We start from the raw sequence: 13,908 nt of genomic DNA, 5'->3' as shown, positions 1-13,908 counted from the left end.
CAGGTCGAGTTCCTTATCCGGCCTGTACCGCGCTTGGAGTACACGCGAGAGGTGTGCTACTCCACCCTTGGGCGTACCAGGCCCGATTCGTAGGCGATTACCACCAATTGGGCCCTGTCACGAGCCCCTAGTTTGGCCATCGCGCGGTTCACATGGGTCTTGACCGTCAGCGGACTGACCTGAAGACGCTCCGCGATCTCGTCATTGGAGTGGCCGCCCGCGACCAGCACCAGCACCTCGCGCTCGCGCACCGTGAGCGCGTCCAGCCGCTCAGGACTGACCGCCGGGTCCGCGCTCTCGCCCGAACCCGCGCCCTGCGCGAGGAAGGTGGCGATCAGGCCCTTCGTCGCGACGGGCGAGAGCAGCGCCTCGCCCGCCGCCGCGATCCGGATGGCGTTGAGCAGTTCCTCCGGCTCCGCGCCCTTGCCGAGGAAGCCGGAGGCCCCGGCGCGCAGCGACTGCACCACGTACTCGTCGACCTCGAAGGTGGTCAGCATGACGACGTGCACCGCGGCCAGGTCCGGCTCCGCGCTGATCATGCGGGTCGCGGCGAGACCGTCCGTGCCGGGCATCCTGATGTCCATCAGGACGACATCGGGCCGGGTGGAGCGGGCGAAGGCCACGGCCTGCGCGCCGTCGGCGGCCTCCGCGACGACCTCCATGTCCGGCTCGGAGTCCACCAGGACCCGGAACGCGCTGCGCAGCAGCGTCTGGTCGTCGGCCAGCAGGACCCGGATCGTCATACGTTCTCCCCCGTGCGGTTCATGACCGGCAGTATCGCCTGGGTGCGGAAGCCGCCGCCGTAGCGGGGCCCCGCGGTGAGGGCGCCGCCGAGTGCGTTGACGCGCTCGCGCATGCCGATGAGACCGTGGCCGCCGCCGTCCGCGGGCTCGCCCGTGCCCCGCCCGTCGTCCAGCACGGTGATCTCGATGGTGGCGCCCACGCGCACGACGCTGACCTCGGCCTTCGCCGCCTGCCCGGCGTGCTTGCGCACGTTGGTCAGGGCCTCCTGGATGATCCGGTACGCGGCGAGGTCGACGGCGGCGGGGAGGGGGCTTTCCGGGGCGCCCGCGCCGTTCGCCGCGAACTCCACGGGCAGGCCCGCGTTGCGGAAGGTGTCGAGGAGCCCGTCGATGTGGGCGAGGCCGGGGGCCGGTTCCGTGGGGGCCGCCGGGTCGCCGGACTGGCGCAGCAGCCCGACGGTGGCGCGCAGTTCGTTGAGCGCGGAGCGGCTGGCCTGCCGTACGTGGGCGAGGGCTTCCTTGGCCTGGTCGGGACGCTTGTCCATGACGTGCGAGGCGACGCCGGCCTGCACATTGACCAGGGCGATGTGGTGGGCGACGACATCGTGCAGATCGCGGGCGATGCGCAGCCGCTCCTCGGCGACCCGGCGGCGCGCCTCTTCCTCGCGGGTGCGTTCGGCGCGTTCCGCGCGTTCGCGCATGGCGTCGATGAAGCCACGGCGGCTGCGTACGGCGTCTCCCGCGGCGCTCGCCATACCGGTCCAGGCGAATATCGACAGATTCTGCTGGGCGTACCAGGGGTCGGGACTCAGCAGCATCGCGACGGCGGTGAGCACGGCCATGGTCACGAGGCCGACGCGCCAGGTGGTGGGCCGGTCGGTGTGGGCGCCGACGGTGTAGAGCGCGATGACGGCGCTGAACACGACGGGGGCGGGCTGATGGCCCGCGAGGATGTCGACGAGGGTCAGCCCGCCGGTGCACAGCAGTACGGGCATGGGCGCGCGGCGCCGGAAGACGAGCGCTCCCGCGCCGAGCACCATGAGCAGGACGGTGAGCGGCTCCGGGGTGCGGGTACCGAAGGTGGGGCCGCCGGGGCCGGCGTGCTTCTCGGCGAACGATCCGAGCACCATGCCGGCGAGGACGGCCGCGGCCAGCACGCCGTCGGACGCGAGCGGATGCGCGCGCACCCAGCACCGCGCACGGACGAGCGGGGTTCCGAGGGAGGTCACGTCGGGCATCCGGAAGGGGTCACGCTGCAACGGTACGGGGTACGGGCGGCGGTACTCACGCGCGTGGGCGCCGCACCCCGGACGCGGGCCGCACGGCGGGCCCGCCCCGGCGCGTGCCCGGCGCCGTACGACAGGCCGCCCCGGCGCGTGCCACCGCGCCGCCCCACGGACGTGCCCCGCGCCGCCGGACAGCCGTGCCCCCGCGGCCCCGGACACACGCGTGCCCCGCGCCGCCGGACGGAGCCGGGGACACGGGGCACGCAGAGTGCTGGAGTGCGGGAGAAGCCGGTCAGGCCGAGGGGATCAGGCCGTCGTCGTTCAGCATCTCGCGGACCTCTTCCAGGGTCGCGCCAGGAGCGGGAAGGATCAGTTCGGACGGCTCCAGGGAGTCGACGGGCAGCGGCTCGCCGAGTTCGCGCACCTTGTCCAGGAGGGCGTGGAACGTACGGCGGAAGCCGTCCTCGTCGCCGTTCCTGATCTCGGCCAGCAGCTCGTCGTCCAGCGTGTCGAGTTCGGTGAAGTGGCTGTCCGCCAGCTTCACCTGGCCCTCCCCCATGATCCGTACGATCATGACGAATCCCTACTGCTTGTCGAATTTGTTCGAGGTCGGCGGGGCGTCCTGGGTGCCGCCCTCGATCGCCTGCTTCGGGGCCGAGCCGCCCGCGAGCTCCGCCTTCATGCGCTGGAGCTCCAGCTCGACGTCCGTACCGCCGGAGATGCGGTCCAGCTCGGCGGCGATGTCGTCCTTCGCCATCCCGGACTGGTCGTCCAGGGCGCCGGAGGCCAACAGCTCGTCGATCGCGCCGGCCCGCGCCTGCAGCTGCGCGGTCTTGTCCTCCGCGCGCTGGATCGCCATGCCGACGTCACCCATCTCCTCGGAGATGCCCGAGAAGGCCTCTCCGATCCGGGTCTGCGCCTGTGCCGCGGTGTAGGTGGCCTTGATGGTCTCCTTCTTCGTACGGAAGGCGTCGACCTTGGCCTGGAGGCGCTGCGCGGCGAGCGTGAGCTTCTCCTCCTCGCCTTGCAGCGTCTGGTGCTGCGTCTCCAGGTCGGTGACCTGCTGCTGGAGCGAGGCACGGCGGGAGAGCGCCTCACGCGCCAGGTCCTCCCGGCCGAGCGCCAGCGCCTTGCGGCCCTGGTCCTCCAGCTTCGACGACTGGCCTTGCAACTGGTTCAGCTGCAACTCCAGCCGCTTGCGCGACGTCGCCACATCGGCGACCCCGCGGCGTACCTTCTGCAGCAGTTCCAGCTGCTTCTGGTACGAGTAGTCGAGGGTCTCGCGCGGATCCTCGGCCCGGTCAAGGGCCTTGTTGGCTTTCGCGCGGAAGATCATCCCCATACGCTTCATGACACCGCTCATGGGCTTCGCGCGCCCCCTTCTGACGGACTACAGCTCCAGCACTCCAACAGAACCCACAGTACGGGCCCTGCCTCTATTACCGCACTGTTCGAGCGCGGATGCGCTCCTCCCCAAGGACGACTGCTCCGCGCCCCAGTCAGGCGCAGGGAGTAGACGGAAGTCGGGGACAGGGGAGACAAAGTCCCCCTCTGTCCACATACAGACGCTCGCTGTTGCGGGATCGTTCCCCACGGGGGTGGGGTCCAACCACGACACCCCGTACCCTTGGGTTTTGTGTTCCGAAGCCGTTCCAAGGAAGAGAAGGCCCCCGCCACCCAGGTGACACCGGGCCTCTCCACGCAGCCCCGCGACCCGCAGGCCCCCAAGGGCCGCCCGACTCCCAAGCGCAGTGAGGCGCAGACGCAGCGACGTCGCGCCTCCACGACGCCGACCGACCGCAAGACGGCCATGAAGCGCCAGCGCGAGGCACGCCGCGCGGATCTGGCGAAGCAGCGCGAGGCGCTGGCGAGTGGTGACGAGCGCTATCTGCCCGCCCGTGACAAGGGGCCGGTACGCCGCTTCGTCCGCGACTTCGTCGACTCACGCTTCTGCATGGCCGAGTTCTTCCTGCCGCTCGCGGTGGTGATCCTCGTCCTGAGCATGGTCAGGGTCGGCGCCCTCCAGAACATCGCGCTGCTGCTCTGGCTCGGCGTGATCGTGCTGATCGTCATCGACTCGATCGGGCTCTGGTTCCGGCTCAAGAAGCAGCTCGACGAGCGCTTCCCGGACACCCCGAAGCGTGGCGCGGTGGCCTACGGCCTGATGCGTACGCTCCAGATGCGCCGACTGCGGCTGCCGAAGCCGCAGGTCAAGCGCGGAGAGCGGCCCTGAGCACGGACGTCTCCGGCTGCGCGGAAAGATCGGCCGAGCGGTCGGCCGGCCACGGCGCGCTGCGCCATGTCATCCGGCGGGAACTCGTCGCGCGCCAGCTCGACGAGCAGATCGCCGGCCGCTTCCCGGTGGGGCAGCGGCTGCGCGTGCTGGACGTCGGCATGGGACAGGGCACCCAGGCCCTGCGCCTGGCGCGCGCCGGACACACGGTCACCGGGCTGGAGTCGGACGCCGCGCACCTCACCACGGCGCGCGCGGCGCTGGCCGAGGAGCCCGCGGGCATACGTGAGCGGGTCAGGCTGATCGAGGGCGACGGCCTGGAGACCGGGGTGCACTTCCTGCCCGGCAGCTTCGACGTGGTCCTCTGCCATGGCGTGCTGATGTACACCGACGAGCGGGACGCGCTGCTCGCGGGGCTGGCCAGAATGCTGGCGCCGGGCGGTCTGCTGTCGCTGCTCGTACGCAACGGGGACACCCTGGCCCTGCGGCCCGGCCTGGCCGGGGACTGGGCGGGAGCACTGGACTCCTTCGACACGGACACCTACGTCAACCGGCTGGGGCTGCTCGTACGCGCGGACCGGCTGGAAGCGCTCACCGCCACGCTGGCGGGGATCGCCGCGCCGCTGCACGCCTGGTACGGCGTACGCGTCTTCACGGACGGCGCGGCCGGGGACACGGAGCCGTCCGCCGGGGAGGAACTCGAACGGCTGCTGGCCCTGGAGGACCGGGCGGGGCGCACCGAGCCGTACCGCAGGGTCGCCGGGCTGCTGCACCTGTGCGGCGTGCGCGGCTGAGAGAGACGGAAACGGGATATGACCGGGCTGTGGAGTCGGTCAGGTGACGGGCCCCCGGACGCGTCCTCACGGTCGTGAGCAGCATAGAGAGCGGCGGCGGAGCCGGCGCACCCAAGACGGCCCGGCTCTCCGCCGGGGAGACCTGGCGGGCCCTGTACCGGCACTTCCGGCCGCATCGCCGGATCGTCGCCCTCGGCGCGTTCCTGGCGCTGATCGGCGCGGCGAGCGGGCTGGCCCAGCCGCTCGCCGCGAAGGCCCTGGTCGAACGGCTCGGTGAGGACGGTTCGGTCACCGGCATTCTGCTGGTGCTCACGGGGCTGGTGGTGTTCGGTACGGCGATCGAGGCGCTCGCCTCGTATCTCCTGGAGCGGACCGCGGAGTCCGTCGTCCTCGCGGCCCGCCGCACCCTGATCGGACGGCTGCTGCGGCTGCGGCTGCCCGAGGTGGAGCGGACCCAGCCGGGCGATCTGATGTCCCGGGTCACCTCCGACACCACTCTGCTGCGCGCGGTGACGACCCAGTCGATCGTCTCGGCGGGCACCGGCGGGCTCGCATTCGTGGCGACCATCGCGCTGATGGGCGTGATGGACATGGTGCTGCTCGGTGTGACGCTGGGGGTGATCGTGGTGATCGGCTGCGCCGTGGCGCTGGTCATGCCCAGGATCTCGCGGGCCACGCGGCGCTCGCAGGAGGCGGTCGGCCACATATCCACCGTGCTGGAGCGGGCCTTCGGCGCGTTCCGTACGGTCAAGGCGTCGGGCGCGGAGGAGCGCGAGGCCGCCGTGGTGGAGGCGGCGGCCCAGGAGGCGTGGCGGCACGGCGTGCGGGCCGCGAAGTGGCAGTCGCTGGCGGGGACCTCGGTCGGACTGGCCGTACAGGTGTCGTTCCTGGCGGTGCTGGGGATCGGCGGGGCGCGGGTGGCCTCGGGGGCCATCTCCATCTCGACGCTGATCGCGTTCCTGCTGTTCCTCTTCTATCTGATGGACCCGGTGTCGAAGCTGGTGCAGGCGGTGACGCAGTACCAGGTGGGGTCGGCGGCCGTCGCCAGGATCGCGGAGGCGGAGCGGCTGGAGACGGAGGTCCTGGAACCGGCGGCCGTCGGGACGGGGACGGCCGGGAAGCCCGGCGCACGTCCGGCCACCGTGGCCTTCGAGGACGTCACCTTCCGCTACCGCGAGGAGCTTCCGTACGTCCATCACGGCGTCTCCTTCGAGATCCCCGGCCCCGGGATGACGGCCTTCGTCGGCCCCTCGGGCGCCGGCAAGACGACCGTCTTCGGACTGATCGAACGGTTCTACGAGGCCACCGGCGGCCGGGTCCTGGTCGACGGCAGGGACGTACGCGACTGGGCGCTCCCCGAACTGCGCGCCACGATCGGCTATGTCGAGCAGGACGCGCCGGTGCTGGCCGGGACGCTGCGCGAGAATCTGGTCTTCGCCGCCCCCGACGCCACCGACGAACGGATCCGGGAGGTGCTCGTACGGGCCAGGCTGAACGAGCTCGTGGAGCGGCTGCCGGACGGCCTGGAGACGCTCGTCGGCCACCGCGGCTCCAAGCTGTCGGGCGGCGAGCGCCAGCGCGTGGCGATCGCGCGGGCGCTGCTGCGCGGCCCCCGGCTGCTGCTCCTGGACGAGGCGACGTCCCAGCTGGACGCGGTCAACGAGCTGGCGCTGCGGGACGCGGTGGCGGAGGCGGCCCGGGAGGTGACGGTGCTGGTGGTGGCGCACCGGCTGTCGACGGTGACGCTCGCGGACCGGATCGTGGTGATGGACGCGGGCAAGGTGCGGGCGGTGGGCACGCACGACGAGCTGGTGGCGAACGATCCGCTGTACGGGGAGCTGGCCGCCACCCAGTTCCTGGCGGCGGCGCGCTGACCCCGTGTCACCGCGAGCCCGCGACGGCCCCGGCGGCCGCGGTGGCGCCTGATCGGTGGTGACCTCTGACCAGCCGGGTTCCAGATCTGCCGGGTCCCAGATCGGCCGGGCCCCTGATCAGCCGGGGTCCTGATCAGCCGGGCCCCTGATCAGCCGGGGTCCTGATCGGCCGGGCCCCTGATCGGCGGTGTACCGCAGGCCACACCGATAGGACAAACGGGATACTCCGGGCATGGATGCTTCCCTTCGCCGCCGTCGCGCCCGCCGGCCGCTGCTGCCTCTGACCGCCGCGCTCAGTGCGGCGGCGCTGGCCGGCGGCTGTGCCGGCGCCGCCACCCCGGGCTCGCGCATGTCGAACCCCGACACCACGACCCAGGCGGCGGCCATGCGGCGCGCCGGCAACGATCTGCAGACCGCCTACGAGACGGCGATCAGGAATGTGCTGCCCTCGGTCGTCCAGATCCAGGCCGGCGACAATCTGGGGTCGGGCGTCGCCTACGACGGACAGGGCCACATCGTCACCAACGCCCATGTCGTCGGCAAACAGCGGGCCTTCTCGGTCACCGTGGCCAACAGCGAGCGGCTCCTGCGGGCCCGGCTCGTCTCCAGCTTCCCCCAGCAGGATCTGGCCGTCATCAAGCTCGACAAGGTCCCGGCCGGGCTGAAGGCCGCCAAGTTCGGTGACAGCTCAACGGTCGCGGTCGGGCAGATCGTGCTGGCCATGGGGTCGCCGCTGGGGCTGTCGGGCAGCGTCACCCAGGGCATCGTCTCGGCGGTCGGACGGACCGTCAGCGAGGGCTCGTCGGGCGGCGGTACGGGCGCCACCATCGCCAACATGGTGCAGACGTCGGCCGCCATCAACCCGGGCAACAGCGGGGGCGCGCTGGTCAATCTGAACAGCGAGGTGATCGGCATCCCGACGCTGGCCGCGACCGATCAGCAGCTGGGCAACAGCGCCGCGCCCGGCATCGGCTTCGCGATCCCGGCGTCGATGGTGAAGACCGTCGCCGACCAGATCATCAAGAACGGCCGGGTCATCGACTCGGGCCGGGCGGCCCTGGGCATCAGCGGCCGTACCGTACTCGGCTCCGACTTCCAGCCGGTCGGCGTCGCGGTCGTCACGGCCCCGAGGGGCGGCGCCGCGGCCAAGGCGGGGATCGAGCCCGGGGACATCATCACCAAGATCGACGGCACTCCGGTCACGACGATCACCTCGCTGTCCGAGGAACTCGCCTCGGACAAGCCGGGACAGAAGATCAAGGTGACCTACACGCGCGGCGGTGCGGCGAAGACCGCGGAGGTGACGCTCGGCGAGATGTAGACGCCCGGCGAGATGCGGCGGCGAGATGCGGCGGACAGGCGCCGGGACACAGCGAGGGGCGCCCGCGGAGCGGTCCGCGGGCGCCCGGACGCGTACGGTCAGCTCCCGTCGGCCCGCAGGCTCATCGGACCGTAGATCTTGGCACCGTCCTCGAACAGCGTGACCTGGTCCGCGCCCCCGTCGAGGAGCTCCTTCCACGCCTCGCCGACCCACGACTCGGCATCCCCCTGCGTCGTGAACTCCTCCGGCTCCACAGCCGGCGGGACCTCCGTCCCGTCGGCCTTCTCGAACCGCCACGTCCACGCCATGTGCGCCTCCCGGGTCCCGCGGAACTGATCGATTTCCTGCCCGCAGCGTAGCCGGGCGCGCACCGTGAGCGGTGACACGGGAGGATCAACCCCGTGGAACTGACTCTGCTCGGCACCGGAGCCCCCGCGGGACTCCCCCGCCCCCACTGCACCTGCGCCGCCTGCGCGACCGCCCGCGGCGAGCGCGCCCGCGCCGCGACCGCCCTGCTGGTGGACGGCGTCCTGCTGCTCGACCTCACCCCGGGGGCCGCGCTCGCCGCGGCCCGCGCCGGGCACTCTCTCGCGGGCATACGGCAGGTCCTGCTCAGCCATCCGCACGACGGTCCCGCGGTGGAACTGCCCGCCGGACTGCCGACGGCGGGCCGGGTGGCGGACGGCCGGGTGCTGACGCTGCTCGGCGGACACCGGGTACGGGCGGTGCCGATGGACGCGCCGGGTACGGGGTACGAGGTGACGGCGTCCGGCGGCGAGCGGCTGCTGTACCTGCCGCCCGGCGGGGCGCCCGCGGGCCTGTCGCCCGAGAACGGCCGGGCCGTGGCCCCGTACGACATGGTCGCCGCCGACGTGGTGGGGCGGCCCGACGCGGTGGCGCGGCTGCGGGCGGCCGGCGCCATCGGGCCCGACACCGATGTCGTCGCCGTCCACCTCGACCACAATGTGCCGCCCGGCGCGGAACTGGACCGGCGGCTGGCGGCGGCGGGCGCGCGGGCCGTGCCCGACGGGACGACGCTGACGGTCGGCGCGTACCACCCCGTGCCCGAGGTGCCACGGCGCACGCTGGTGACGGGCGGGGCGCGCTCGGGCAAGTCCTGGGAGGCGGAGCGGCGGCTCGCGGCGTTCCCCGGGGTGCTGTACGTGGCGACCGGCGGCCGGCGCGACGGCGACCCGGAGTGGGACGCCCGCGTCCGCGCGCACCGTGACCGCCGGCCGGGGTCCTGGCGCACGGAGGAGACCTGCGACCTCGTACCGCTGCTCGCGGCGGAGGGGCCGCCGCTGCTCATCGACTGCCTGTCGCTCTGGCTGACGGACGCGATGGACCGGGTGAACGCGTGGGACGACGCGGCGTGGGCGGCGGGTGGCGAGAAGGCGCTGCGGGAGCGGACGGCGGCGCTGGTGGCGGCGGTACGGGGGACGCGGCGCACGGTGGTGGCGGTGACGAACGAGGTGGGGGCGGGGGTGGTGCCGGCGACGGTGTCGGGGAGGCGGTTCCGGGACGAGCTGGGGAGGCTGAACGCGGGGGTGGCGGGGGAGTGTGAGCATGTGCTGCTGGTGGTGGCGGGCCAGGCGGTGACGCTGCGCTGAGCGGGTGCGGGGTGCGGGTGCGCGGGGTGCGGGGTGCGGGTGCGCGGGGTGCCGTCGTCGCCGGGGTGCGGCCCTGGGGCCCCGGCCAATCGTCGTCCCGGCGGGGGTGAGTGGGCCGGATGCGGTTCGCTTGCCGAGACCCCGGCACCCGCCACCGCCGCGAACCCGCACAGGAAACCGGCCCGAGCCGAAGACCACCCCGCCGCACCGGCTACTGTCGCCGGATGAGCTCGCTTAATCTCGATGACTTCTCCGATCTGATCGAGCGTCCCGACAGCGGTACGCGGCGGGACGCCGAGGAACGGCGTGAGCGGCTGGCCGTGCCGAGCGGGGCGCTGGGGCGCCTGGACGAGCTCGGTGAGTGGCTCTCCGCCGCGCAGGGATCCGTACCGGTCAAGGCCGTCCGGCAGCCCCGCGTCGTGCTGTTCGCGGGTGATCACGGCGTCGCCGCGCTCGACGTCTCGGGGCGGCCCGCCGGCAGCGCGGGGTCGCTGGTGCGCGCGGTGCTGGAGGGCGGGAGCCCCGTCGCCGTGCTGGCCCGGCTGGCCGAGGTGCCGGTGCGGATCGTGGACGCCGGGCTCGACTGCGATCCGGCGCTGCTGCCCGACGAGGTCGTACGGCACCGGGTGCGGCGGGGCAGCGGGCGGATCGACATCGAGGACGCGCTGACCGTCGAGGAGGCCGAGCGTGCCGTGCGGCTCGGCATGGCGATCGCGGACGAGGAGGCGGACTCGGGCACCGATCTGGTGGTCCTGGGCGATCTGAGCGTCGGTGGCACCACGCCCGCGGCCACCCTGATCGCCGCGCTGTGCGGTACAGACGCGTCCGTGGTGACCGGGCGCGGCGGCGCCGGGATCGATGATCTGGCGTGGATGCGCAAGTGCGCGGCGGTGCGGGACGCGCTGCGCCGGGCGCGGCCGGTGCTGGGGGATCAGCTGGAGCTGCTGGCGACGGTGGGTGGCGCGGATCTGGCGGCGATGACCGGGTTCCTGTTGCAGAGCGCCGTGCGGCGGATGCCGGTGATCCTGGACGGTGTGGTCTCGGCGGCCTGCGCGCTGGTCGGCCAGCGGGCGGCGTTCCGCGCTCCCGACTGGTGGCTCGCGGGGCAGTTGAGCGGGGAGCCCGCGCAGGCGAAGGCGCTGGACAGGATGGCGCTCAACCCGCTGCTGGACCAGGGCGTCACGGTGGGGGAGGGAACCGGGGCGCTGCTGGCGCTCCCGCTCGTCCGGGCCGCGGCCGCTCTCGCGGCGGAGCTGCCGGAGCGGGCCGGGGCGGAGCCGGTGGAGGACGCCGCGGAGTACGTCACCGAGTGAGGCGATGGTGCGGTCGCCACCACGGGCGGCCGTATCAGTCTGCATGAAGCACGATGCCCCATATGATCGTGTTTTATGGGAGAAGTCCGCATGGCCGTCCATCCATTGGGCCGGGCTGCCGGGGCGAGCCGGGCCACCGAACGTTCGCGGCGCGGCGCGGCGTTCGCGGTCTGGTATCTGCGCGCCGTCACCTTCGTCAACTTCCTGAGCGCCGTATGGGTCTCGCTCGGACAGGATCTGCGTCGGCACAACGTCGACGACTACTTCACCCCGTACCTGCTCACCGCGGGCTTCGCGTCCGGTGTCTTCACGCTCTTCCTCGCGATCACCATGCGCCGCCGCAAGCGCGCCGCCTGGATTCTCAATGTCGTTCTCGCCGGGTCCTTCCTGCTGCTGTTCTCGTTCGTGATGGTCTTTCCGGAGATCAGGCGCTATCCGCAGAACTGGATCTCGCTGGGGCTGACCGGTGTCTTCGTCTGCGCGCTGCTGCTGGGGCGGCGGGAGTTCTACGCGAAGGGCGACCGCTCCAACCCTCGGCTGGCGGCGGTCGTGGCGGCCGGCGGGCTGCTGGCCGCCTCGCTGCTGGCCGCGCTGCTCGTCACCGTCACCAACACCGCCGCGGGGACCTCGTCGTTCACGGAGCGCTGGCGGTACGGCACGGCCCGGCTCGTCTCACTGATGGCCGACGACTCGCGGTTCCCGGGGATCGTCACGCCCGGCTGGGTCAATGTCACGATCAACGTCCTGTCCACGCTGCTGCTGCTCGCCGTGCTGTACGCGGCCTTCCGCTCGCGCCGTGCCGTCGACCCGATCACCGAGGACGACGAGGCGGGGCTGCGGGTGCTGCTCGACAGGTACGGGGAGCGCGACTCGCTCGGCTACTTCGCGCTGCGCCGCGAGAAGAGCGTGATGTGGTCCCCGACCCGCAAGGCCGCGATCACGTACCGCGTGGTGGGCGGGGTGTCGCTGGCCTCCGGCGATCCGATCGGTGATCCGGAGGCATGGCCGGGCGCGATCGAACCGTGGCTGGCCGAGGCGCGGGAGCACGGCTGGCTGCCCGCCGTGATGGGCGCGAGCGAGGAGGCCGGGACGATCTACGCCCGGCACGGTCTGGACGCGCTGGAGCTGGGCGACGAGGCGCTGGTCGAGACCGCCGACTTCACCCTGGAGGGGCGGGCGATGCGGACCGTGCGCCAGGCGTACAACCGGGTCGCGCGGGCCGGCTACCGCGTCACGGTCAGGCGCCACGAGGACATCCCGGCCGACGAGATGGCCGGGCTGCTGCGCCGTGCGGACGACTGGCGCGACGGCGCGACCGAGCGCGGTTTCTCGATGGCGCTCGGACGGCTGGGCGACCCGGGCGACGGCCGGTGCGTGATGCTCGAATGCCATGACGGGAAGGGCGAGCTGAGGGCGGTGCTGAGCTTTGTGCCCTGGGGGCCCAAGGGGCTCTCGCTCGATCTGATGCGCCGTGACCGGGACAGCGAGAACGGCCTGATGGAGTTCATGGTCATCGAACTCCTCCGGCGCGCGGGGGAGATCGGGATCACGCAGGTCTCGCTGAACTTCGCGATGTTCCGGTCGGTGTTCGAGCGGGGCGCGAAGCTGGGCGCGGGTCCCGTGCTCCGGGTGTGGCGCTCGCTGCTCAGCTTCTTCTCGCGCTGGTGGCAGATCGAGTCGCTGTACCGCGCCAACGCCAAGTACCGGCCGATCTGGGAGCCGCGCTTCATGCTCTTCGAGAAGAGCGCGGATCTGCTGCGCATCGGGATCGCGGCGGGCCGCGCCGAGGGCTTCCTGGAGGCGCCGGGTCTGCCGGTGTGGCTGCACCGCAGGAGGCTGGGGACGCGTCGCTGAGCGTGCCGCCAACGTCCCGCCGGATGTCGCTCCCGCCTGTCTGTTTCCGGGCGGACGACGCTCCTCCGGACGTACTCGTCTAGTCTCGCGCGATGACCTCCATGGACGGCGAAGGCGCGGACGCCGCGCGCGCCCCGGTGGCCGACGGCATACGGTTCGCCTTCGGCACCCTCACCGTGCTCCCGGTCCGGCTGACGCGCTGGGACCGCGGCGCCGCGCGCAGCGGAATGCTGACCGCGCCGGCCGCCGGGCTGGTCGTGGGCACGACCGCGGCGGGCGCCGGCGCGCTGCTGCTCCTCGGGGGCGCGCCGGCGCCGCTCGCGGCGGTGGCGGCGGTGGCCGTACCCGCCGTCCTCACCCGCGCGCTCCATCTCGACGGTCTCGCCGACACCGCGGACGGCCTCGGCAGCGGCAAACCGGCCGAGGACGCGCTGCGGATCATGAAGCGGTCGGACATCGGCCCGTTCGGGGTGGTCACGCTGGTGCTGGTGCTGCTCGGGCAGGTCGCGGCGGTGGCCGGTCTGTACGCGGGGAGCGCGGCGCGCGGCGCGGTGGCGGTGGTCGTCGCCGGGGTGACGGCGCGGCTCGCGCTCACCCTGGCCTGCCGTACGGGGGTGCCGCCTGCCCGGCCGGACGGTCTGGGCGCGGCGGTCGCGGGGGTGGTGCCCGTACGGTCGGCCGCGGTCGCCGCGCTGCTGGTCACGGCGGTCTGCGGGGCGGCGGGCGCGCTGCTCGGTCCCGCCGACGCCGTGCGGCACGCGCTGGCGGCCGTGGCCGGGCTGGTCGCCGCGCAGCTGCTGCTGCGGCACTGCGTACGGCGCTTCGGCGGGGTCACCGGCGATGTCTTCGGCGCCCTGGCGGAGACGGCCGCGACCGTCGCGCTGGTCGTGCTGACGCTGGGCTGGTGATACCCGCTGTCCGGGGCACACTCCGGCGGGCC

Annotated in this window: 13 protein-coding genes; 8 read left to right on the top strand and 5 right to left on the bottom strand. The window is 73.0% G+C overall.

From position 1 onward, the window contains the following. Positions 1–56 precede the first annotated feature (56 nt). The 4 genes from ACIOGX_RS08975 to ACIOGX_RS08960 form a co-directional block, all read right to left on the bottom strand. On the bottom strand, positions 57–743 hold the full coding sequence (locus tag ACIOGX_RS08975) for a response regulator (protein ID WP_401911505.1): 687 nt from the start codon (positions 741–743) through the stop codon (positions 57–59). Then, positions 740–1,981: a sensor histidine kinase gene (locus ACIOGX_RS08970; protein ID WP_356507119.1), complete on the bottom strand. Its 1,242-nt coding sequence runs from the start codon at positions 1,979–1,981 to the stop codon at positions 740–742. Before ACIOGX_RS08970 ends, ACIOGX_RS08975 begins: the two co-directional genes overlap by 4 nt. 280 nt (positions 1,982–2,261) lie before the next feature. Then, positions 2,262–2,543: a hypothetical protein gene (locus ACIOGX_RS08965; protein WP_129769805.1), complete on the bottom strand. Its 282-nt coding sequence runs from the start codon at positions 2,541–2,543 to the stop codon at positions 2,262–2,264. A 9-nt stretch (positions 2,544–2,552) separates the two neighbouring features. Further along, positions 2,553–3,320 carry a PspA/IM30 family protein gene (locus ACIOGX_RS08960; RefSeq protein ID WP_129769806.1) on the bottom strand — a complete coding sequence of 256 codons (768 nt, stop codon included), beginning with the start codon at positions 3,318–3,320 and terminating at the stop codon, positions 2,553–2,555. Positions 3,321–3,605: 285 nt separating this feature from the next. Here ACIOGX_RS08960 and ACIOGX_RS08955 point away from each other — a divergent pair, with 285 nt between their 5' ends. From ACIOGX_RS08955 to ACIOGX_RS08940, 4 genes are all read left to right on the top strand, one after another. After that, positions 3,606–4,202 (top strand): DUF3043 domain-containing protein, encoded by a 597-nt coding sequence (locus ACIOGX_RS08955; RefSeq protein WP_356507117.1) that lies wholly within the window; start codon positions 3,606–3,608, stop codon positions 4,200–4,202. Positions 4,203–4,273: 71 nt separating this feature from the next. Beyond that, on the top strand, positions 4,274–4,996 hold the full coding sequence (locus tag ACIOGX_RS08950) for a class I SAM-dependent methyltransferase (protein WP_401912047.1): 723 nt from the start codon (positions 4,274–4,276) through the stop codon (positions 4,994–4,996). 74 nt (positions 4,997–5,070) lie between these two features. Further along, positions 5,071–6,870 (top strand): ABC transporter ATP-binding protein, encoded by a 1,800-nt coding sequence (locus ACIOGX_RS08945; RefSeq protein WP_401763015.1) that lies wholly within the window; start codon positions 5,071–5,073, stop codon positions 6,868–6,870. 232 nt (positions 6,871–7,102) lie between these two features. Beyond that, positions 7,103–8,191: a S1C family serine protease gene (locus ACIOGX_RS08940; RefSeq protein ID WP_401911498.1), complete on the top strand. Its 1,089-nt coding sequence runs from the start codon at positions 7,103–7,105 to the stop codon at positions 8,189–8,191. Between the two features lie 98 nt (positions 8,192–8,289). Here ACIOGX_RS08940 and ACIOGX_RS08935 read toward each other — a convergent pair whose 3' ends face one another. Then, complete coding sequence (locus ACIOGX_RS08935; protein WP_129769810.1) at positions 8,290–8,499, bottom strand: hypothetical protein; 210 nt, start codon at positions 8,497–8,499, stop codon at positions 8,290–8,292. Positions 8,500–8,592: 93 nt separating this feature from the next. On the opposite strand from ACIOGX_RS08935, the gene ACIOGX_RS08930 reads away from it, so the two are divergent. The 4 genes from ACIOGX_RS08930 to ACIOGX_RS08915 all read left to right on the top strand — a co-directional run bounded on the left by ACIOGX_RS08930 (position 8,593) and on the right by ACIOGX_RS08915 (position 13,876). Further along, positions 8,593–9,801 (top strand): bifunctional adenosylcobinamide kinase/adenosylcobinamide-phosphate guanylyltransferase, encoded by a 1,209-nt coding sequence (locus ACIOGX_RS08930; protein WP_401911495.1) that lies wholly within the window; start codon positions 8,593–8,595, stop codon positions 9,799–9,801. A gap of 224 nt (positions 9,802–10,025) precedes the next feature. Then, positions 10,026–11,114 carry a nicotinate-nucleotide--dimethylbenzimidazole phosphoribosyltransferase gene (gene cobT, locus ACIOGX_RS08925; protein WP_356507112.1) on the top strand — a complete coding sequence of 363 codons (1,089 nt, stop codon included), beginning with the start codon at positions 10,026–10,028 and terminating at the stop codon, positions 11,112–11,114. Between the two features lie 75 nt (positions 11,115–11,189). Beyond that, positions 11,190–12,968, top strand: a complete 1,779-nt coding sequence (locus ACIOGX_RS08920; protein ID WP_356507110.1) for a phosphatidylglycerol lysyltransferase domain-containing protein — start codon at positions 11,190–11,192, stop codon at positions 12,966–12,968. A gap of 92 nt (positions 12,969–13,060) precedes the next feature. Beyond that, positions 13,061–13,876 carry an adenosylcobinamide-GDP ribazoletransferase gene (locus ACIOGX_RS08915; RefSeq protein WP_401911491.1) on the top strand — a complete coding sequence of 272 codons (816 nt, stop codon included), beginning with the start codon at positions 13,061–13,063 and terminating at the stop codon, positions 13,874–13,876. Positions 13,877–13,908 lie beyond the last annotated feature (32 nt).

The organism is Streptomyces sp. NPDC088147, from assembly GCF_044741565.1.
Taxonomy (GTDB): Bacteria; Actinomycetota; Actinomycetes; order Streptomycetales; family Streptomycetaceae; genus Streptomyces.
Note: the sequence above shows the minus strand (reverse complement) of the source record. Positions and strands in the feature narration are given on the sequence as shown.

Bases quoted from the DNA above. Each gene is read 5' to 3' on its own strand.
- cobT (WP_356507112.1), top strand. From the start codon at position 10,026: ATGAGCTCGCTTAATCTCGATGACTTCTCCGATCTGATCGAGCGTCCC.
- ACIOGX_RS08915 (WP_401911491.1), top strand. From the start codon at position 13,061: ATGACCTCCATGGACGGCGAAGGCGCGGACGCCGCGCGCGCCCCGGTG.
- ACIOGX_RS08975 (WP_401911505.1), bottom strand. From the start codon at position 743: ATGACGATCCGGGTCCTGCTGGCCGACGACCAGACGCTGCTGCGCAGC.
- ACIOGX_RS08920 (WP_356507110.1), top strand. From the start codon at position 11,190: ATGGGAGAAGTCCGCATGGCCGTCCATCCATTGGGCCGGGCTGCCGGG.
- ACIOGX_RS08935 (WP_129769810.1), bottom strand. From the start codon at position 8,499: ATGGCGTGGACGTGGCGGTTCGAGAAGGCCGACGGGACGGAGGTCCCG.
- ACIOGX_RS08970 (WP_356507119.1), bottom strand. From the start codon at position 1,981: ATGCCCGACGTGACCTCCCTCGGAACCCCGCTCGTCCGTGCGCGGTGC.
- ACIOGX_RS08960 (WP_129769806.1), bottom strand. From the start codon at position 3,320: ATGAAGCGTATGGGGATGATCTTCCGCGCGAAAGCCAACAAGGCCCTT.
- ACIOGX_RS08965 (WP_129769805.1), bottom strand. From the start codon at position 2,543: ATGATCGTACGGATCATGGGGGAGGGCCAGGTGAAGCTGGCGGACAGC.
- ACIOGX_RS08940 (WP_401911498.1), top strand. From the start codon at position 7,103: ATGGATGCTTCCCTTCGCCGCCGTCGCGCCCGCCGGCCGCTGCTGCCT.